Here is a 20,991-nt window from a genome sequence, read left to right as displayed (position 1 = left end):
ATAAATTATAATATTTGTATCAATTTAGATACACAATCGCAGATAAAATGCGGTGTATAATCCAACTCCCTACACTATCGTGCTGAGGTCCTAAATGGGAATTAAGCCAAAGACTTACAAAAACAAATGGCATATTCTTTTAGATGACAAAAACAGTTTTCACGCTCAACTTATAATACGAGAGCTAAGAAAAAACGAAAATTTAATCGTCACCAAGGGAAATGCCAATAATATTGACAAAATAGTTGATAAAAACAATGTTGATATAGTTTTACTGTCATTTACTTGTTTAAAAACTGGAAAGCACATAAACGACATATATTCAAATGGCCAAGGTGTTAGCTTAATTGTCTATGGAATACCTAGACAGATTAGTTATGAAGAACTGTCGTCTTGGGTGTGCATGAAAGGGATGATTTACGAAGACGCACCTATTGAGCACTTAATTAAGTGTATAGAGGCAGTAACTGCGGGGGGACTGTGGCTTCCTAGGCGTTTAATGGAACGGATGCTGGATCAATTAAGGCCTTATATACTTTCTCAACCGGATGGAGTGAGTGATTTAACAAAGCGAGAGAAGCAAATACTTAATTGCTTAGTTCACGGACACTCAAATTTAGAGATTGCAGATCGGCTACACATTGCTGAAAGCACCGTCAAAACACATCTGTATAAATTGTACAAAAAACTAAACGTCAGTAGCCGAAGAGAGGCGATACAAGTTGCAAAACAACATCAGTAATGAAACGTCGCTGATTCTTGGTTTTTCGTCAATGGAATTAGCAAGGCATACAAATGCCTTGCTCTATTTGAGGTTACTTTCCTTTTGGTAAGTACGGTAGAACTCGTGCTGTTTCTTGAGGCAATCGAATAAACCCACCCTCGCCAATCTCAGCTAAAGAAATTTGAACCTTACCGTCCACGATCTGTTTAACGTCGCCATTAGAAAACTGAATGGTTGAATTAAGTTTGTTCGCAAATTCTAGCGTGACACCTTCTACACTAGGGGTAAACCAGCTTGCAAACATGCCACCAAGATCTTCAAGCATGGCCTGCATTTGTGGCATCAATTTTTCAATTTCTTGGTAACCGACTTCACCTTTAAACGGTTCTATGGTCATCACCACCATAGAAAAATCACAACGTCGATCTTGTGGAGTTTGAACAAATACTAAAGGGTTTGCCTGACGCAAATTATTGTCTAACGGAACAATTAGCTCATTGTAATCTGAAGATTTCAGCTCTTCATAATGCTCTTCTTTTTCCATCCACGCTTTATCAATGGGACAAAGCTGCTTAGTATCGGCGTCTAAAAAAAAGAATCCGATTTTTACGTCATCGTGCCCTTCTTTTACATTTTGCTTCATGTGTGTATAGAGTTTGCTATACGTAAACATGTATTCTTGAGCGTAAACAGGGACAGCCGCTGTCGTTGCTAGGGCGGCTGTTAGAATAGCTAACGAGAGTTTCTTCATTGAATTTATAATCTTATTGTTTAGGAATTGGGCTTTCTATAAGCGTTCTATTATGGCGAATCATCGTTTTGATGTCGTTGACGTATGCCTCACCTCGCTCAGAGTATTTGAGCAAACCATTGGTTAAATGCAAAGCGGCTTCCATATCAATCAGGCTATCTCCGTTTACGTAACGTTGATAACGAGTTTCGCGTAACGCTTTATAGGCATCGTTTCGGTTTACATTCATGAAATAGCCATTAATCGATTCTTGAACCGCTGAAAATTTGGCAACCTCATGATCCATTCCTGACCTTCTTTTACGAGGCACTAACCCGCACCCTTTCACATAACACCACTGGCCAAAATAGTTATTGCCTTGTGTTGCGAATCGAGAGGTTCCCCAAGCAGACTCATTCGCCGCTTGAATAAGAACCAAGGCCGGAGGCAGCACATCCACTCTATGCAACATGGTGTCCAACCAAGCTTCATCAACACCTTGCTCTGGCAATTCCACGTTGTACAGATTACCCAAGTACCTAGCGTAGTTGGTTTGTTCTTGCGTCAATGGACCTTGTGAAAACGCAGAAGACATTGCCTCTAATCGCTGTCGTTCCTTCATTACGCGTTGATTCTCTAGTGCTATTCCTGGCTTTAGGTAGTCAAAAAAGGCCCGTTTCTTTTGCTGCGCGTTTTCAATCAAAGCAAAGTTTGGCGCTTTACCGACATCTGAGGCAGCGATTCCACTTATTGTGGAGCCAGTTGGATGGCCAATTGAATCAAAATTTTTCTTGTACTCAAAAAAAGCAAAGCTGGCAATAACGCCAGCTATAACTAATACGATGAACTCAATTTTATGCATCGAAAATTTGTGAATTCTTGTCATTGTTACTGTCGTTATCATCTTTATGGTTGTCGGAGGCGATAACTCTTAGCTTAATACCGAACATATTGCGGTAAATTACGCCTTTTACATGGAAGAAAAACGGCAATACAAAAATGAGTCCTATACCATAAAACATCATGCCAACAACAAACATCAGTGATACCAGCGCATAAATACCCGCAAGCGCAAATATCTTCTTATTTACTGCGCGAAGTGAAAGAAGCAATGATTGCATTGGTGGCACTTTTTTCTCACAAATCAGTAGAATAGAGTTACTGAATGCAAGCGATAGATACAGTGATAGAAACGGAAGTATCATCCCTGCGATTCCCTGAAGCAGCAAACTGAATAAGGTCGCAAGAATGACTGGAATCGTAAATTGAAGCCCCTTGGTGATATGGCGAGATTTCGTCGTTAAGCCTGCTGCATGACTCATCGCCATTAAACTAATGCCCGCATAAATAGGCGCGCTTATCACTTCGTAACTAAAGTTTGCGATCATGATGGCGCTGATAATATTCGGATCAAAGGCCTCTGGACTGGTGAAAGCATCAATAATCGCTAAAGGATCACCAAGCTGCATTTTGAGTGCGATGTAGAAGATCGCGAGCTGAATGGCGATTAAAGCCACAATAGCAGGAGAAAATGAAAGGAAGTTTTTGATGGTATGATTCCAAGCTTCTTTAAGGACATCACCTACTTTCAGTTCATAGTTTCCTGAAAGTGCACTCTCGACACTCCCGCCTAAATTAAAGTCTTTCTCTATGTCATTATTCATTATTGAATCCAGCGCTTAGTAACCACACTAAGCAAGCTTATTGATTAAATGTCACGTTGTAGTTGAGTGACATTATACTTAAACGTTTCCAAGTCTAAAATCAGATCTCGATTATTACCTCACTTTCTTGTCCATGTGATTAATAGTTGAACAAAAACACGTGATTGATAAGGTATAGAATCTTAACTCAGATATGGAATTTACGTGCGATTTGCGTCTACATCCGTTGTAGAACGAGTATGGTAAGAAATGTTTACTTTTACCTGCAAAATTTTTTCTGTTTCAAGTTAAGAAAATACTTTGAATTCACTATTTTGGTGATTATGATGCGCGCCTCTATTTTATATAACTGCGGGTCAATCACCAACCTTTGACCAATGTGGGAGAAAAACAGACGTTGAACGCTAAACAACAGGCAGGAAAACCAGTTATTCGTCTAACTGGCATCAGCAAAAGTTTTGATGGTAAGGAAATCATCTCTAATCTTAACCTTGATGTGAACCATGGTGAATTCCTTACCATTCTTGGCCCATCAGGTTGTGGAAAAACCACCGTTTTAAGAATGATTGCTGGTTTCGAGACCGTCGATCAGGGTGACATCATCCTTGATGACCAGAATGTAACGGATATTCCTGCTGAACATAGGCACGTCAACACAGTTTTTCAAAGCTACGCGCTATTCCCGCACATGACAGTGTTTGACAACGTTGCTTTTGGTCTGCGTATGCAGAAAGTCCCAGCTGCAGACATTGAACCACGTGTGATGGAAGCCTTGCGCATGGTCCGCTTGGAAAAAATGGCGCAGCGTAAACCGCATCAGCTTTCTGGTGGTCAGCAACAGCGTATTGCGATTGCACGCGCAGTCGTTAATAAGCCAAAAGTTCTTCTACTTGATGAGTCGCTATCTGCATTGGATTACAAACTCCGCAAACAGATGCAAATTGAGCTAAAACAGCTACAGCGTCAGTTAGGTATCACGTTTATCTTTGTTACTCACGACCAGGAAGAAGCACTCTCTATGTCTGACCGCATTATCGTGATGCGTGATGGTGTTATTGAGCAAGATGGCTCTCCACGTGAAATCTACGAAGATCCAAAGAACCTGTTTGTCGCCCGCTTCATCGGCGAAATTAATGTGTTCAACGCGACGATGATCGACCGTATAGATGAAAAACGCATTCGCGCTGAGCTTGAAGGCGTTGAGTCCGTTGTTTACTACGACAAAGAAGCGCGAGCGGGTGATAAGCTGCAAGTACTGCTTCGTCCAGAAGACCTAAGAATTGAAGAGATTAAAGAATCTGAACAGAAAGGCATTGTTGGCCATGTTACAGAACGTACCTATAAAGGTATGACTCTGGATTCAGTCATCGAGCTAGAGTCAGGCATGCGTGTGATGGTGAGCGAATTCTTTAACGAAGACGATCCTGATGTTGACCACTCTCTTGGTCAAAAGGTGGCGGTCACTTGGGTTGAAAGCTGGGAGGTAGTCCTAAATGATCAACAAGAAGTTTAATCTTCAGAACACAATCATTGCTGTGGTCGTTGGTTGGCTGACGCTTTTTGTTCTTGTTCCAAACCTGATGATCATTGGCACCAGTTTCCTCACTCGTGATGAAGCGAATCTGATTGAATTAACGTTCACGTTTGATAATTATCTGCGATTACTCGATCCCCTGTATGCAAAAGTGCTTATCCACTCTTTCTACATGGCGATTGTCGCAACCGTATTGTGTTTAGTGATTGGCTACCCGTTTGCCTACATCGTGGCAAAAATGCCGAGAAAGTGGCAACCAATCATGCTGTTTTTGGTGATTGTGCCTTTTTGGACTAACTCACTGATTCGTACTTACGGACTGAAAATTGTGTTGGGTACACAGGGGATTTTAAACAAGTCTCTAATGGCGATGGAAATCATCGATAAACCCATCCGCCTGATGTACACAGAAACCGCAGTGATGATCGGTTTAGTCTACATTCTGTTGCCATTTATGATTCTTCCATTGTACTCGGCTATAGAAAAACTGGACCACACCTATGTGGAAGCCGCAAAAGATTTAGGTGCAAACAAGTTCCAGATCTTTACTAAAGTCACGTTGCCTCTAACGATGCCGGGCATTATCGGCGGTTGTTTATTGGTATTGTTGCCAGCACTCGGTATGTTCTACATCTCTGACCTATTGGGTGGAGCGAAGAACCTTCTGATTGGTAACGTGATTAAGAGCCAAGTGCTCAACGCCCGAGATTGGCCATTTGGTGCGGCTACCAGTATCGCCCTCACGATAGCGATGGCCATTATGCTTTACGCCTATTACCGAGCGGGCAAACTGTTGAACAAGAAAGTGGAGCTAGACTAATGGGACGTACAGTTAGATTTAGCTTTATGACATTGGTGTATGCATTTTTGTATTTACCAATCATTGTATTAATTGTGAACTCATTTAACGCCAACAAGTTTGGTATGAAATGGGGTGGTTTCACGACCAAGTGGTATGAAACCTTACTGAACAATGACAGCTTAATGCAAGCGGCATGGCATTCGTTGAATGTTGCGGTATTTTCAGCAACAGCAGCTACAATTATCGGTAGCTTTACGGCAGTTGCCCTATTCCGTTATACGTTTAAAGGTAAAGGTGCAGTAAACGGTATGCTTTTCGTGGTGATGATGTCACCAGATATCGTTATGGCGATTTCATTACTTGCGCTGTTCCTTGTGCTAGGTGCTCAGCTGGGTTTCTTTACATTGTTGATTGCCCATATCACCTTCTGTTTACCTTTCGTTGTGGTTACGGTTTACAGTCGTTTAAATGGTTTTGACGTAAAAATGTTGGAAGCCGCGAAAGACTTAGGCGCGAGTGAATGGGTTATCTTAAAACAGATCATTCTTCCACTGGCGAAGCCGGCTGTTGCAGCTGGATGGTTATTAAGCTTTACCCTTTCACTGGATGACGTAATCATCAGTTCATTCGTGACAGGTCCAACTTATGAAATTTTACCATTGAAGATTTACTCAATGGTGAAGGTAGGCATATCACCAGAGGTGAACGCGCTTGCCACTGTCATGTTGGTTGTTTCATTAATTCTGGTCGTGCTTTCTCAATTGCTAGCCAAAGAAAAAGTGAAATAAAACCTGCATGAAATACACGAAACAGAATGGCTTAAGTCATTCTGTTTTACTATCTACGCTCAAGATGAGCAACGTTTGGTTTGGAGCTAACGTCAATGAAAAAATGGGCTACTTTATTAGCTGGTAGTGCATGTGCGCTTTCTCTGTTCTCTGGTTCAGTTACAGCAGAAGAAAACAAAGAATTAGTATTTATGAACTGGGGGCCTTACATCAACAGTAATATCCTAGAACAATTTACTAAAGAAACTGGCATCAAAGTTATTTACTCGACTTACGAGTCGAACGAAACGCTGTATGCAAAGCTAAAAACACATAATGAAGGTTATGATCTTGTTGTGCCATCGACCTACTTTGTTGCAAAGATGCGTGACGAAGGCATGCTACAAAAAATCGATAAATCTAAGCTATCAAACTTCAATAACCTTGATACGAACTACTTAGACAAACCGTTCGATCCAAACAACGATTACTCTATTCCACATGTTGTCGCAATCACTGGTCTGGCAGTAAACACGGATATGTATGATCCAAATGACTTCCAGAGCTGGGCCGATTTGTGGAACCCTGAACTTAAAGGCCAGCTAATGCTGATGGATGATACTCGTGAAGTCTTCCATATTGCATTGCGCAAGCTAGGCTACTCTGGTAACTCTACCGATCCTAAACAAATCGACGAAGCATATGCAGAGCTACAAAAACTAATGCCAAACGTATTGGTGTTTAACTCGGATAACCCGGGTGCACCTTACATGTCTGGCGAAGTCGGCGTAGGTATGCTTTGGAACGGTAGCGCAGCAGCAGCACAAAAAGAAGGTCTGAATTTAAAACTGATCTTCCCTAAAGAAGGTGGTATCGGCTGGGTTGATAACTTTGCGATTTCTTCTGGTGCGAAAAACGTAGATGCTGCACACAAGATGATCGACTTTTTGGTACGCCCAGAAATTGCTGAGCAGATTTCTGCAGACACGGGCTACTTAACTGCAGTTGCTGAGTCTAATGCTAAGTTTAAAGATGTTGCTCCTCTGTTCCCTTCTCAAGAAGATCTTGACCGTGTTGAGTGGCAAGATGCAGTGGGCGATTTAACCGTGAAGTATGAAGATTACTTCTTGAAACTTAAAGCTGGTCAATAAAACGACCCCACTTTAAAAATAGGCAGCATTCGCTGCCTATTTTGTTTGTTGACTGATATACTTTAGTTTTTGTATAGCTTGTCTTTCGACAAGCACTTAACCCACTGCTTAATCAGAATATTTCGTCCCGATTGATGCTCTGATGGCTAGGCAAAAACAAAAACGGAAAAGTAATGAAAAGTAAATTCTATGCAAGCGCACTGTGCGCAGCGACTCTAATCGCTTCACCTGCAATGGCTGCTGATCAAGAACTCTACTTCTACAACTGGTCTGAATACATCCCAAATGAAGTTCTTGAAGACTTTACAAAAGAAACTGACATCAAGGTTATCTACTCAACTTATGAGTCTAACGAAAGCATGTACGCAAAGCTTAAGACTCAAGGTTCTGGCTACGATTTAGTAGTACCGTCTACGTATTTCGTATCGAAGATGCGCAAAGAAGGCATGCTTCAGCAAATCGATAAGAGCAAACTTTCACACTTTGCCGATCTAGACACAAACTTCCTGAACAAGCCGTTTGACCCTAACAACAACTTCTCTATTCCATACATTTGGGGTGCAACAGGCATTGGTATTAACTCAGACATGCTAGATAAATCATCTGTAACCAAATGGGATGATTTCTGGGATAGCAAATGGGAAGGTCAGCTAATGATGATGGATGACTCCCGTGAAGTGTTCCACATCGCACTGACAAAGCTGGGTTATTCACCAAACACGACCAACCCAGATGAAATTAAAGCGGCATATGAAGAACTAAAAAAGCTAATGCCAAACGTATTGGTCTTCAACTCAGACTTCCCAGCTAACCCGTACCTAGCGGGTGAAGTTTCTCTGGGTATGCTTTGGAACGGTTCTGCTTACATGGCTCGCCAAGAAGGTGCTTCAATCGACATCGTCTGGCCAGAAAAAGGCGCCATCTTTTGGATGGACAGCTTAGCCATTCCAGCTGAAGCGAAGAACGTTGAAGCGGCGCATAAGATGATAAACTTCCTTCTACGCCCTGAAAATGCCGCTAAAATCGCTTTAGAGATTGGTTACCCTACTCCAGTAGCTTCAGCAGTTAAGTTGCTACCAAAAGAGTTCGCAAACGATCCAAGCATTTTCCCACCGCAATCCGTTATGGATAGCGGCACATGGCAAGATGAAGTTGGCGAAGCGAGCGTAATTTACGATGAGTACTTCCAAAAGCTTAAAGTGAACAACTAATCTGTTATTTGAGCATAAACGAAGAAAGCGGCATGAAGCCGCTTTCTTTTTGCCTATTAGTAATGCTAAGCCGTGGCAGTCTGAGAATCTGGATTTTGCAGCGCCAGTATTTCATCAACCAGCTTAGGAACCTGCTCGCTTGCTCTACCATAGCGTTTTTCTACAAATTCACTCTCTATTGCGCTTGGCTCGAGATTTATTTCTATCGTATGTGCCCCACGCGCCCTAGCATCATGAACAAACCCCGCCGCGGGGTAAACAACCCCAGAAGTCCCGATAGAAATAAACAAATCTGCTTTTTCCAACGCTTCGTAGATGTCTCCCATGCGCAGTGGCATTTCACCAAACCAAACTACATGTGGGCGTAATTGAGATGGGATTTGGCAGCAGTGACAAAGATCACCAGTTTTTATCTCGCCCAGCTCTTCAATCACTTGGTTCGATTCACTACAGCGAGCTTTAAGCAATTCACCATGCATGTGAATGACATTGTGACTGCCTCCTCGCTCATGGAGGTTATCAATATTTTGAGTGATGATGGTTACTGTGCCTTCCAACTCATTCTCTAAACGCCCCAAAGCGATGTGTGCAGCATTCGGTTCAATGTGGGGCTCTTGAAGTTTTAGGCGACGCTGGTTATAAAAATCTTGAACTAAATCGGGATCACGAGCGAAGCCTTCTGGTGTCGCAACATCTTCAATACGGTGATTCTCCCAAAGCCCGTCCTGAGTCCTGAAAGTTTGTATTCCTGATTCTGCTGATATACCAGCACCTGTCAATACAACTACATTACGATACGGAAACTTCATACTACGTCCTTGTTTAAATCCTTTTGTCTTAGCTTAGCATTTGGTAAATAACATCAGAAGACATAAGGATTAGACAATGGTCTAAAGCACGTATTCATTAATTACGTAATGTGAACTTGCACAGGGCCATCAGGGTGAGAAACATTGAAAGTTACGCATTTAAAAAGTCTTCAAACAAAAAAATAGCCCTGAACTTTCAGGGCTATCTTAGTTAAAGGTTTGGACCTTTCGAGAAGGTAAACGGTTGGTTGTCTTTGAGCTTTGTCATCCCTTGATACATTCGAATAAACCAAGTGAATATCGCGAATAAACCTAGCAGCATACCAACATAAGGAATGTAATAGGCGATGCTGTCTAGCATACTGTTCTTATACCAGTAATCGTTAACCCCTACTAACACGCCATTAGAGGTTGCGACAGTAATAATCAATACGACAAAATAGGTTAAATTTAGGAAGAAGGTACGAATCAAGCCGTAGTAATGCGAATCTAAGACCTCTCCATCTTCACCTTTATCCAGCCGATAACCTGCGTAAACAATAGCAATGACACCAGATATCAGACACGTAAAAGGCGTCAAACAGCTGAGTATATACGCAACCCAAACACCTTTATGAGGTTTGTTCATTCTTTTGAGCTCCTTGTGCTTCTTCCGCTGGTGCCTCACCGCGTTCCTTCGCCATCACTTCCTCATACCAAAGGTCGTGGTGTTCTTTGGCCCACGTTTCGTCGACTTCACCTGTTACCATTCCTTCAAGTGCGCCTTCCATCCCAAACAAACCAATGTAGATATGGAAAATGAAACCACAAATGAGGATGAGCGCCGCTAGCATATGGATCAGGTTAGACAGCTCCATGTCGCCTCGTGTTTGCCCAAAGATTGGGAAATCTAGAACCAAACCACTCGCCGCGACCACGCTACCTACGACGATAAGTAGCCAGTAGAGCGCCTTTTCACCGGCATTCGAGAAACCCGCCGATGGGTGCGACCCTTTGTGCTTACCTACCATGCCGCCGAGTTTCATAAACCAAACGAAATCGACTTTTGTGAACACTGATTTACGCCACCACTTCAACAAAACACAGACCAGCAGCACACCGAATATCGGACCCATATAGTTATGGTACTGCTTAGCGAGCATGATGATAAAACCCCATAGATCCGTTGGAATGTAAGGTTTAAGAAAATGCTTGCCGTAAACCAACATCAGACCACTGAAACCTAAGGTTAAAAAGGTGAAAGCCATACTCCAGTGCATTGCTCTATCCAGACGAGACCAACGCTTTATACGCTTTCCTGTCCTTGGGGCACTTAACATAATTGGCCCCATGAAAATATAAGCAAGACCGACCATAGCAATGCTTCCGAAGATTGCGATAGCCCCTGCTGGTGACATCCACTTCTCTTTCAAAATGTACCAAGCTTCACCCGGCTGGCGAATCAATACACCGTGCTCTGGAAATTGGGAGGTCGTGTAGCCCTCTTCGCCCTGGCGCACTTGACGCCAATAATCCGCTCCGGCCAATTGCGTGATTTCTCGTTGTGCAACATCAGACTCATTTTGCTCACCATACGCTGGCAACGATAAAGCAAATAGCAATGCTGCCATGAATGACAGCATTGTGAGAGATGCACGTTTAAATAATGAAAACATGACTCTCTCCAGTATTAGCTTTTCGTTGCGTCATATGACAAGTCATTACCGTCTGTCCAACCTGCGCCTTCAGCACCGCGCTCTACCACACGCTGACGGAAAATGTCTGAGACTTTATCCGCGTCACCCGCTAACAGCGCTTTCGTTGAACATAGAGAGGCACACATCGGTAACTTACCTTCTGCAATGCGGTTCGCACCGTACTTTTGTTTCTCCTCTAAACTACCCGGCTCGGTTTCAGGGCCGCCGGCGCAGAAAGTGCATTTATCCATTTTGCCTCTTTCACCGAAAGACGCTTGCTTAGGAAACTGCGGCGCACCAAACGGACAAGCAAATAGGCAGTAACCACACCCAATACACAGATCTTTGTTGTGCAGGACAATGCCATCTTCAGTATGTTCAAAACAGTCAGCAGGGCAAACCGCCATACAAGGCGCGTCGGTACAGTGCATACACGCAACAGAGATAGAATTCTCACCTGCCTCACCATCGTTGAGTGTTACCACGCGGCGACGCTGAATGCCCCACTCTAGTGCATCATCATTTTCGTTCTTACATGCAGTGACACAGCCGTTACATTCGATGCAGCGCTTGGTGTCACAAAGAAATTTCATTCTAGCCATCAGTAGACTCCTTACGCTTTGCGAATGTTACATAGGGTGACTTTGGTTTCCTGCATTTGCGTGACAGGGTCATAACCATAAGTCGTTGCAATGTTAGCAGATTCACCAAGTACATACGGGTCTGTGCCTTCAGGGTACTTGCCGCGAAGATCTTCACCTTGGAATTTTCCACCGAAGTGGAATGGAATAAATGCCATTCCCGGTTTCACGCGGCGTGTGACCATTGCTTTAACGTGAATACGGCCTTTCTCCGCACCTTCAACCCAAACCATGTCACCATCTTGGAAGCCGAGATCGTTCGCGTCTTTCGGGTTGACTTCGACAAACATCTCTTGTTGCAGCTCAGCCAGCCAAGGGTTTGAACGAGTTTCGTCACCGCCACCCTCATACTCAACTAAGCGACCAGACGTCAGTATGATTGGATACTCACCAGATTTATCTTGATCCTGAATCGATTTGTACATGGTTGGTAAGCGATAGATAGACTCGCTGTCATCCCATGTTGGGTAATCCGCAACCAAATCACGGCGTGGTGTGTACAGTGGCTCGCGGTGCAGTGGCACTCTGTCTGGGAATGTCCAGACGATTGCGCGTGCTTTCGCGTTACCAAATGGATTACACCCGTGTTTGATTGCCACACGCTGGATACCACCTGAAAGGTCGGTTTTCCAGTTTTTACCTTCTGCCGCTGCTTTTTCTTCTTCGGTTAAGTCATCCCACCAACCTAGATGTTTGAGTAGCTTGTCGCTGAACTCTGGGTAGCCATCTTCGATTTCACTGCCGAGTGAGTAGCTATCTTCTGCCAGCAAGTTATTGCCTTCGAACTCAACACCAAAACGCGCGCGGAACGTACCGCCACCTTTTGCCACAGGTTTAGACGTATCATAAAGAATGTGTGTACCTGGGTGCTTCATTTCAGGCGTGCCCCAACATGGCCAAGGCATTCCGTATGTATCTCCATGAGCAGGGCCACCTTCCGCTTCAAGCGTAGTTTTGTGGAAGGTATGCCAGTTTTGTTGGTGTTCTTTCAAACGTTCTGGACTTTGGCCGGTATAACCGATGGTCCACATTCCTTTGTTGAATTCACGAGTAATGTCTTCAATGAGTGGCTGGTTATTTTCGACCTTTATGTGTTTAAACAACTGCTCTGAGAAACCAAGCTTCTTAGACAGCAGATACATAATTTCGTGGTCCGGTTTGGAATCAAACAGTGGTTGCACGACTTGATCACGCCACTGAAGTGAGCGGTTTGACGCCGTCACACTGCCGTAGGTTTCAAATTGAGTTGTCGCAGGCAACAGATACACACCATCGGTACGGTCGTTCATTACCGCAGCCACGGTAGGATACGGGTCAACGATGACCATCATATCCAGCTTTTGCATCGCCTTTTTCATTTCAACGCCACGCGTCTGAGAGTTCACCGCGTGACCCCAGTAGAACATGGCGCGAATGTTATCGTTCTGCTCGATGTTGTCTTTGTTTTCTAAAACACCATCAATCCAACGTGACACTGGAATACCCATATTGTTCATTGGCTTTTGGCCACGGTATTCATTTTGATCGAAGCGGTCCTTGATCCACTCAAAATCGACATCCCAGACACCTGCCCAGTGTTTCCATGAGCCGTCCGCAAGTCCGTAGTAGCCAGGAAGTGTATGTGATAGTACGCCAAGGTCAGTCGCGCCTTGTACGTTGTCGTGTCCACGGAAGATGTTTGCACCACCGCCAGACTTACCCATGTTACCGAGCGCCAATTCAAGCACACAGTAGGCACGAGTGTTGTTGTTACCCGTGGTGTGCTGAGTACCACCCATACACCAAACCACGCAGCCCGGACGGTTGTCAGATAGGATTTTTGCCGTTTTGTAGACTTCTTCTTCGGCTACGCCAGTGACACGCTCCACTTCCTCAGGGTTCCATTTCGCAACTTCTTCGCGAATTTCATCCATACCGAATACACGTTGCTGGATAAATTCTTTATCTTCCCAGTTGTTTTTGAACACATGCCATAGAAGACCCCAAATGAATGCCACATCAGAACCAGGACGCAAAGAAACGTAGTAGTCAGATTTTGCTGCGGTACGTGTGCGGCGCGGATCTGCAACGACGATCTTACAGCTGTTTTTCTCTTTCGCGATTAAGATATGCTGCATGGCAACTGGGTGCGCTTCTGCTGGGTTTGAACCGATGAAAAGCATCGATTTGCAATTGTGCATATCATTAAAAGAGTTGGTCATCGCGCCGTAACCCCAGGTGTTTGCTACCCCTGCCACGGTGGTTGAGTGACAAATACGTGCTTGGTGGTCAACGTTATTGGTACCCCAAAGTGAGGCCATTTTGCGAAACAGATACGCTTGTTCATTACTGTGCTTCGCACTTCCTAGCCAGTAAACGGAATCTGGGCCTGACTCTTTTCGAATTTCGAGCGTTTTATTACCGATTTCTTCAATCGCTTGATCCCAAGACAGCTTTTTCCACTTTCCGTTTTCAAGCTTCATTGGGTATTTAAGACGACGCTCACCATGACCATGTTCACGCAGAGCCGCACCTTTAGCACAGTGTCCACCAGCATTAAATGGGTGATCAAATGCCGGTTCTTGCCCTGTCCAAACACCATTTTGAACTTCGGCGTAGATACCACAACCCACGGAACAGTGAGAACAGATCGTACGTTTGATCTCTGTTTTTGCATCAGGATCCACCGCTTTAGCTTCCGCTTTTTTGATCATTCCTGGAGAAAATAGAGTCGCACCAGCAACCGCTCCACCAGCAGCAAGCGAGGTGTTTTTCATAAATGAGCGGCGTGATATACCCAGCTGATTTTGCTCTTTGCTCACACTATCTGAGCGTTTCGTTAATTTCATTATTTAGCTCCTATAGTGACTCGTAATAATCGCGGATATGTTGGGTTTCTCTGTAACCCGTCTGCTTAGGTTTTTGTACCGTTTCTGTTGTTTCCGTCGCATTAGCTACTTGAGCGGTCCCCGCGACAACAGCGCCGCCAATTGCAGCAGTCGTCAAACCTTTCAAAAGCTCTCTACGGCTTGTATCTACCTTGTTTTTATCTTTCATATTGCTTCCTTACCTTCACGGTATGTGGAGAATCAAAACTCCAAATTTCGACGCGACGTTGTTATTGCTGAGACTGGTCGTACTCAGTGACGTTTTTCACATCAATTTTTCTTTTGTTTTTATTGCTATAAGTATTTTCACTAAAGCGAACCTGCTCTAGCGATAAATAGGTCGTCGTGAATTGAGCAACAGCTCGATAGAAATTAGCGTGTTCAGCTTGCTTAATCTGCTCGACTAACTTTTCAAACCAAGCTGCAATGTGGTGGTTAAAAAATGCTTGCTGCCGCTTTTCGTCTTCACTTGAGATTAACGCCATCACTTCACAAAGCGCGGCGATATGATCTTCCGGTTCTTTAACCCCTTCTTCACGTTGGAATCCAAGTCGTTCAAGATCGTGGCGGATGTCAGCAAGTGGCTTTTCCATAAGCGAGCCAGTACGATGCCATGAAGCAAATGGAACCACTTCGCCTCGGCCAATGCCTATAAACAAATCTTGATATTCGTCTTCGAGCGCATCCAACTTGGCATTTTGTGCGGCTTCAATAAGCCCTTGCCAAGCGCGTTGCATGTCACTTGGGGCGTCTTCTGTTTCAATGTCGGACAGAAAATCGAGTAGCTCTTGATCAGGGCACTTTCGATACAAGGTAGAAAGCAGAAAATAAATTTCAGCGCGTAACGTTTGTTGTTGATTTTCCACGGTCACTCCTAGTATTTCAGTTGCTTCATTGGGTCTTCCGCCATCGACTCAAACATGTCGATCACACGGCAGTCTTCACACATTGCAATTCGGTTAATGGCTGACTCGTCCTGGAAATGTGAGTGACCGCGTAACTTAGATTGAAGCATGTCAATCATGGATTGCGGTGCAAAAGGTTTGTGGCAACGAATGCACTCCGCCGCTTTTTCTTCATGAAGAACAACCGCGTTTTGGCGTGCCTGAGTATTCCAGTTCATACGAGTCGTCAGCGTTAATGCGTTTTCAGGACACGCCTTCTCACATAAGCCACATTGAACACAATCTTGTTCTATAAATTTCAGAGATGGTGAGTGACCGTCTGTATACAGTGCTCGTGTAGGACAAACACTGACGCAGCTCATGCACAAGGTGCAATCTTGACTGCTACAAGAAACGTTACCAAACGGTGCATTCTCAGGAAGAGGCGCAATAGTTTCTGCAGGGATTCGTTTAGTGGCTAGGGCGTCCAGAGCAGTCAACAAACGCTTACGTTTATTACCGCCTAATTCACCCACAGACAAATCAAAAGACTCAGTGCAAAGCGTTGGAAGCCCTTCTCGAAGCGACTCAACATAAAGGATATCAATCGTCTCATTGGCAATACCAAGCTGACTAAGAAGCTCTTGCGCCATAGACACTTCACTATTCAGAACTCGTAAAATAGTCGGTGGCATATAGCTGCTTGCAGCAAACAAAACCTGTGTTGCGCCATTTACGAGGGCGGCAAACCAAGAATCCATCCCTACCGATGGAAGTTCTTCCACAACAATCGGGATAACGTTATCTGGCAACGTTTTTAGCGCGCTTACATTGTGTGACTCATGGCGAGAGCTACAGAACATGATGATGGGATCAACACCGCCAGCTTTGAAGTAATTTGCCAGAGTCCGTTCGATGAATTTTTGGGTATCTTGTGGGTTGGGTAATGCGTAATGAATCGCTTCTGTCGGGCATGATGTGGCGCAAGTACCGACGCCTTGGCAAAGATATGGGTTAATCTCAATTCGATGACCAATTTTATCGTTGCCTTCACTCGATAATGCACCGGCTGGACAAGACTCAACACATCGTTCGCAACCTTTTACGCCACGAGAACTGTGCGCACAAAGATCGGTATCTAAACGGAAAAATTTGGGCTTATCAAATGTCCCCATCAGAGTCGGTATCTCTTCAAGAGCATCGGCCAGTTTTGGATGACCGCGCCCTACCGGATAATAACCCGGTACCGGAACTTCCTCTGTCATACAACTATTCAGACAAAGGTCGAGAACGATATCAAAGCAGTCATGATTGAGTGCAACGTTAGCTAGATTGGTTGAAATACCGTTATTTTCAACAAGGACTTCGAACGTTCCCAAGAAACCGGAAATTTGAATACTATTCGCAAAATAGAGGTTAGTGTGCTTTCCGCTTTCCCCATCGGTAGAAAGTAGCGTAAGGCTGTTCATCTGAGATAGCTGGTCAGCCGCGCTTTCAATAATGGCTGTAGGGCCAACAATGATGGTATTTCCGCCGCTTTCATAGCTAACCGTTGGAGGAATAAGGTTTGTCAGTTCGATCGTGTTTGCAAACGCATAAAAGCGAGCTTTACCATTCGATGACTTTGATTCTTGTAATAGTTGTTTAAGCATTGCTCTGTTCCATGTAGAACGCCATATTCACTGATATGACTAAAGCAATTGATATACCAACTTTTTTATCTTTTAATATCAGCTAGTTAATTACACAACTAACGATTAAAGCTCAAATAAAAAGAGAGTGAGACAAATTGTCGCACTCTCCCAATTGATGATTTGGTCAAAATGTACCTACATCTAATATGGTCTATTTTGTCCCATATCATCGGTAGTATCCGTTTCAGATTGAGGCTCTTCAGCTTGATGAGCGTCAATCACATCATCTGATTCAACAGACTCGATCGAAGTCTGCGCATCTTCTTCTGTCTCTTCTTCCGGTTGATTCATCCAATCTCTTAGCTTCGCAGCAACCTCACTCGATAAGCTCTTCACCGACTTATAATCATGGTCATAGTCATTGAGCCTATCGACTTCACTAAACTCTCCAGAGAGAAAGAGTTTTCTCAATGCCGCTTTCTTAATTGCAGATTCAGCCTCAGACGCCAATAACGCCGCAACAGAAGTCTCGTCATCTGCTGTCTGTTCTACACCTTCGGCCGCCTCTTTATCGTCAAGTGCAGCGCTGAGTGCTTCATCAGGCTTGGCATCCAGTTCGGTTCCTTGAGCATCTTGCTCCGAAGAGACAGTCTCTGGAGTATCGTCACTCTCACCATCAAGTTTGCGTTTAGACCAACGACTTATAAAGCTACTTTCCACTTGAACGCCCCGCTCCTTTTCGTTTTTTCTTTCTGGTCTCTAACAATTCACCATGACGGCCGATAAAAGCCTCCATCCACGCTTGAATGGGTAGTGGCATATCATTGGACAATACAAGGTAGTCACCATCCATATATTGACCGGCCGCACTTTGAGAAGCGGTAAGCGTGACAATCTTAGGATGCTGCTCATCTTCAACTATATCAACCACCAAAAATAGCTTCGGTTGTTGAGAGCTGAGATTGAATCGGTAATCGGTGCGTTCGTCTCGATGCAATTGCAACGTTGCTACTCGCTCATTAAACGAATCGGGCTGTAAATTAAAACCGGTCAACTGCCACTGAGTGGTCAGCCAGACTCCGGTGGTGATTTCATGAGATACCAGTCCGCATTCCATTGACCAGAACTCTTCACTCTTCACCAATTTTTGGTAAGCAGTTTGTTGATTTGACATGTTTTTCCTGCCTTGGTCTATACTCTTCTTCATACCAAGCAATATCTATACCTAGTATAGGCTCAATCTAGCTAAAGTTTGAGTCAAGCAGCACTCTTGCCGCATAAAAATAGGACACATCTGAATTAAGGAATAGTATTTGCTACTTATATGTTCCAGAAATAATAAACAAAAGATTTATAGGACGTCTCGTGGTGAAACCTAACATAATCAAAACCAGTGAAAATCCTCAACAGACTATCGAAGTGGAAGTCTATGATGAATATGGAGAAAGGCTCGTAAAGCAAATCGCGTGTGAGCGACCTCTTACCGTGATGTTGAACTGGAAAGAAGTGGTGACCCTCATGACGATTGGCTCTCGGCCAGAATCCTTAGTGTTGGGCTATTTGAAGAATCAGAGCTTTCTACACGACCCAACGTTGCTTGAGTCAGTGATCATTGATTGGGAAACCCATACCGCCGCGGTCATTACCAAAGAAAATACCGAACAAGTCGAGAGTGCGTTAAAGAAAAAGACGGTTACGTCTGGGTGCGGTCAAGGCACTATGTATGGCAATGTCATGAAGCAGCTAGAGAATTACCAAGTTCCGCAAGTGGCGCTCAAACAGTCTGAAATCTACTCCGCACTCGAAGCGCTTACCCATTACAACGATACGTATAAAAAAGCAGGAGCAGTTCATGGCTGCGCCGTCTGTAAAGCAGATGAGGTGCTCTCTTTCGTCGAAGATGTAGGTCGACACAACGCGGTTGATACGTTGGCCGGAGAAATGTGGATCAATGGCGAATCTGGCGAAGATAAAATTTTCTACACAACTGGACGCCTGACGTCTGAAATGGTGATTAAAGTTGCTCAAATGGGTATTCCGGTTTTATTGTCACGTTCCGGTGTTACCCAAATGGGACTGGATTTAGCGCGTCAGTTTGGCATTACGACAATTGCTCGTGCGAAAGGGCTTCGCTTCCAAGTGTTTACTGGCGCTGAAAAGATTGAATTTGATGTGAAAGGCAGTATGCAGGATTAAAGCGCATACTTCCGTTAGAACAGCTCGTTATAGCGCGATAAAATATAGAAACGATAAAAAAGAGCCTCGATTAAGGCTCTTTTTGTTATTTGTAACGCTTGGTTTAACCGTCAATACCGCGAGTTTTCAGGTATTCTGCATACGTACCACGGAAGTCATGGATCTTGCCATCACGAATCTCAAGAATACGTGTTGCTAGTGAGTCTACGAATACACGGTCATGAGATACGAAGAACAATGTACCTTTGTACTGCTCTAGTGCCGTGTTTAGTGATTCGATAGATTCCATATCCATGTGGTTAGTCGGTTCGTCCATTAGCAGCATGTTTGGTTTTTGCATCATTAGCTTACCAAGCAGCATACGACCCTGCTCACCACCAGACAGAACTTTGACTGACTTCTTAATGTCGTCTTGACCAAATAGCATACGACCAAGGAAGCTACGTAGCACTTGCTCATCATCGCCTTCTTGACGCCATTGACCCATCCAATCCATCAGTTTCAAGTCTTCTTCAAAGTCATGCGCATGATCTTGCGCGTAGTAACCGATGTTTGAGTTTTCTGACCACTTGTATGAACCTGTACGTGGCTCAAGAACGCCAGCCAATGTGTTAAGCAGCGTTGTCTTACCGACGCCGTTCTCACCGATAATGGCAACACGCTCACCGACTTCAAAAATCGCATTAAAGTCAGCAAACAGATCATTTTCAAAACCTTGGCTTAGGTTTTCAATTTCTAGCGCGTTACGGAATAGCTCTTTCGATTGCTCAAAACGAATAAATGGGTTTTGACGACTAGACGCTTTAACTTCATCGAGTTGGATCTTATCAATCTGTTTTGCACGCGATGTTGCTTGTTTTGCCTTTGATGCGTTTGCAGAGAAACGCGCGACGAAAGTTTGTAACTCAGCAATTTGTGCTTTCTTCTTCGCGTTGTCGGAAAGTAGACGCTCACGCGCTTGGCTCGCCGCAGTCATGTACTCGTCGTAGTTACCTGGGTAAACACGAAGTTCGCCGTAATCTAGGTCAGCCATGTGCGTACACACAGAGTTTAGGAAGTGACGGTCGTGCGAGATGATGATCATCGTACAGTTACGCTGGTTAAGCGTTTCTTCTAGCCAGCGGATGGTGTCCATGTCCAAGTTGTTGGTTGGTTCGTCAAGCAGCATGATGTGCGGGTCAGCAAATAGAACCTGAGCAAGAAGAACACGCAGTTTCCAACCCGGTGCAACTTCACTCATCAGGCCGTAGTGTTGCTCTTCAGGAATACCTACTGCAAGTAGCAGTTCACCCGCTTTTGAATCAGCCATGTAGCCGTCCATTTCAGCGAATTGCACTTCAAGGTCAGCGACCTTCATGCCATCTTCTTCGCTCATTTCAGGCAGCGAGTAGATGCGGTCACGCTCTTGCTTTACTTCCCATAGCTCTTTGTAACCCATGATAACGGTATCGATTACCGTGAATTCTTCATAAGCGAACTGGTTCTGGTTTAGTTTCGCCACGCGTTCATTTGGGTCGTAGCTGACGTTACCGCCCGTTGGGTCTAGCTCGCCACTTAGGATTTTCATAAAGGTCGACTTACCACATCCGTTAGCACCAATCAGACCGTAGCGGTTACCTTCACCAAATTTTACCGAGATATTTTCAAACAGTGGCTTAGCACCAAATTGCTGCGTGATATTGTTAGTGGAAATCAAAGTCT

The 20,991-nt window shown here is 44.2% G+C and carries 21 protein-coding genes; 7 read left to right on the top strand and 14 right to left on the bottom strand.

Annotated elements, in window-relative coordinates:
• Window positions 1-94: 94 nt before the first annotated feature.
• Complete coding sequence (locus NP165_RS06455) at window positions 95-742, top strand: helix-turn-helix transcriptional regulator (RefSeq protein WP_257085495.1); 648 nt, start codon at window positions 95-97, stop codon at window positions 740-742.
• 73 nt (window positions 743-815) lie between these two features.
• Here the strand turns inward: NP165_RS06455 and NP165_RS06450 are convergent, their stop codons facing one another.
• Genes NP165_RS06450 through NP165_RS06440 form a run of 3 tightly spaced genes read right to left on the bottom strand, consistent with a single transcriptional unit; the run spans window position 816 to window position 3,118 of the window.
• Window positions 816-1,475: a DUF2987 domain-containing protein gene (locus NP165_RS06450; protein WP_257085494.1), complete on the bottom strand. Its 660-nt coding sequence runs from the start codon at window positions 1,473-1,475 to the stop codon at window positions 816-818.
• Between the two features lie 13 nt (window positions 1,476-1,488).
• The gene (locus tag NP165_RS06445; RefSeq protein ID WP_257085493.1) at window positions 1,489-2,340 is read right to left on the bottom strand and encodes a glucosaminidase domain-containing protein; all 852 of its coding nucleotides are present in this window, start codon (window positions 2,338-2,340) and stop codon (window positions 1,489-1,491) included.
• On the bottom strand, window positions 2,309-3,118 hold the full coding sequence (locus NP165_RS06440; RefSeq protein WP_257085492.1) for a DUF2189 domain-containing protein: 810 nt from the start codon (window positions 3,116-3,118) through the stop codon (window positions 2,309-2,311). Before NP165_RS06440 ends, NP165_RS06445 begins: the two co-directional genes overlap by 32 nt.
• 379 nt (window positions 3,119-3,497) lie before the next feature.
• Here NP165_RS06440 and potA point away from each other — a divergent pair, with 379 nt between their 5' ends.
• The 5 genes from potA (at window position 3,498) to NP165_RS06415 (ending at window position 8,583) form a co-directional block, all read left to right on the top strand.
• Complete coding sequence (gene potA / locus NP165_RS06435) at window positions 3,498-4,631, top strand: spermidine/putrescine ABC transporter ATP-binding protein PotA (RefSeq protein ID WP_257085491.1); 1,134 nt, start codon at window positions 3,498-3,500, stop codon at window positions 4,629-4,631.
• Window positions 4,612-5,472 carry a spermidine/putrescine ABC transporter permease PotB gene (potB, locus tag NP165_RS06430; RefSeq protein WP_257085490.1) on the top strand — a complete coding sequence of 287 codons (861 nt, stop codon included), beginning with the start codon at window positions 4,612-4,614 and terminating at the stop codon, window positions 5,470-5,472. Before potA ends, potB begins: the two co-directional genes overlap by 20 nt.
• Window positions 5,472-6,242, top strand: coding sequence for a spermidine/putrescine ABC transporter permease PotC (potC, locus tag NP165_RS06425; RefSeq protein ID WP_257085489.1), 771 nt, complete (start codon window positions 5,472-5,474; stop codon window positions 6,240-6,242). Before potB ends, potC begins: the two co-directional genes overlap by 1 nt.
• Window positions 6,243-6,337: 95 nt before the next feature.
• The gene (locus tag NP165_RS06420) at window positions 6,338-7,372 is read left to right on the top strand and encodes an extracellular solute-binding protein (protein ID WP_257085488.1); all 1,035 of its coding nucleotides are present in this window, start codon (window positions 6,338-6,340) and stop codon (window positions 7,370-7,372) included.
• A 173-nt stretch (window positions 7,373-7,545) separates the two neighbouring features.
• Entirely contained in the window at window positions 7,546-8,583 is a 1,038-nt protein-coding gene (locus NP165_RS06415) for an extracellular solute-binding protein (protein WP_257085487.1), read from the top strand.
• A gap of 65 nt (window positions 8,584-8,648) precedes the next feature.
• Here the strand turns inward: NP165_RS06415 and cobB are convergent, their stop codons facing one another.
• The 10 genes from cobB to NP165_RS06365 all read right to left on the bottom strand — a co-directional run bounded on the left by cobB (window position 8,649) and on the right by NP165_RS06365 (window position 18,268).
• Window positions 8,649-9,392: a Sir2 family NAD+-dependent deacetylase gene (gene cobB / locus NP165_RS06410; protein WP_257085486.1), complete on the bottom strand. Its 744-nt coding sequence runs from the start codon at window positions 9,390-9,392 to the stop codon at window positions 8,649-8,651.
• Between the two features lie 211 nt (window positions 9,393-9,603).
• A complete protein-coding gene (locus tag NP165_RS06405) occupies window positions 9,604-10,020 on the bottom strand; it encodes a hypothetical protein (RefSeq protein WP_257085485.1) in 417 nt (138 codons plus the stop codon).
• Window positions 10,004-11,047: a formate dehydrogenase subunit gamma gene (locus tag NP165_RS06400; protein ID WP_257085484.1), complete on the bottom strand. Its 1,044-nt coding sequence runs from the start codon at window positions 11,045-11,047 to the stop codon at window positions 10,004-10,006. The genes NP165_RS06405 and NP165_RS06400 overlap by 17 nt, the downstream gene beginning before the upstream one ends.
• A 14-nt stretch (window positions 11,048-11,061) precedes the next feature.
• Window positions 11,062-11,670 (bottom strand): formate dehydrogenase FDH3 subunit beta, encoded by a 609-nt coding sequence (gene fdh3B, locus NP165_RS06395; protein ID WP_257085483.1) that lies wholly within the window; start codon window positions 11,668-11,670, stop codon window positions 11,062-11,064.
• A gap of 11 nt (window positions 11,671-11,681) precedes the next feature.
• The gene (locus tag NP165_RS06390) at window positions 11,682-14,537 is read right to left on the bottom strand and encodes a formate dehydrogenase subunit alpha (protein ID WP_257085482.1); all 2,856 of its coding nucleotides are present in this window, start codon (window positions 14,535-14,537) and stop codon (window positions 11,682-11,684) included.
• 10 nt (window positions 14,538-14,547) lie between these two features.
• Window positions 14,548-14,745: a twin-arginine translocation signal domain-containing protein gene (locus NP165_RS06385; RefSeq protein WP_257085481.1), complete on the bottom strand. Its 198-nt coding sequence runs from the start codon at window positions 14,743-14,745 to the stop codon at window positions 14,548-14,550.
• A 61-nt stretch (window positions 14,746-14,806) separates the two neighbouring features.
• Window positions 14,807-15,442: a TorD/DmsD family molecular chaperone gene (locus tag NP165_RS06380; RefSeq protein WP_257085480.1), complete on the bottom strand. Its 636-nt coding sequence runs from the start codon at window positions 15,440-15,442 to the stop codon at window positions 14,807-14,809.
• 8 nt (window positions 15,443-15,450) lie between these two features.
• Entirely contained in the window at window positions 15,451-17,112 is a 1,662-nt protein-coding gene (locus NP165_RS06375) for a 4Fe-4S binding protein (protein WP_257085479.1), read from the bottom strand.
• Between the two features lie 183 nt (window positions 17,113-17,295).
• Window positions 17,296-17,814 (bottom strand): DUF3306 domain-containing protein, encoded by a 519-nt coding sequence (locus NP165_RS06370; protein ID WP_257085477.1) that lies wholly within the window; start codon window positions 17,812-17,814, stop codon window positions 17,296-17,298.
• Entirely contained in the window at window positions 17,804-18,268 is a 465-nt protein-coding gene (locus NP165_RS06365) for a DUF3305 domain-containing protein (RefSeq protein WP_257085476.1), read from the bottom strand. Before NP165_RS06365 ends, NP165_RS06370 begins: the two co-directional genes overlap by 11 nt.
• 191 nt (window positions 18,269-18,459) lie before the next feature.
• On the opposite strand from NP165_RS06365, the gene NP165_RS06360 reads away from it, so the two are divergent.
• Window positions 18,460-19,290, top strand: coding sequence for a formate dehydrogenase accessory sulfurtransferase FdhD (locus NP165_RS06360; RefSeq protein ID WP_257085475.1), 831 nt, complete (start codon window positions 18,460-18,462; stop codon window positions 19,288-19,290).
• Window positions 19,291-19,393: 103 nt separating this feature from the next.
• Here NP165_RS06360 and NP165_RS06355 read toward each other — a convergent pair whose 3' ends face one another.
• Complete coding sequence (locus NP165_RS06355; protein ID WP_257085474.1) at window positions 19,394-20,986, bottom strand: ABC-F family ATPase; 1,593 nt, start codon at window positions 20,984-20,986, stop codon at window positions 19,394-19,396.
• Window positions 20,987-20,991: the final 5 nt, after the last annotated feature.

The sequence above is a fragment of the Vibrio japonicus genome (assembly GCF_024582835.1).
Taxonomy (GTDB): Bacteria; Pseudomonadota; Gammaproteobacteria; order Enterobacterales; family Vibrionaceae; genus Vibrio; species Vibrio japonicus.
Note: the sequence above shows the minus strand (reverse complement) of the source record. Positions and strands in the feature narration are given on the sequence as shown.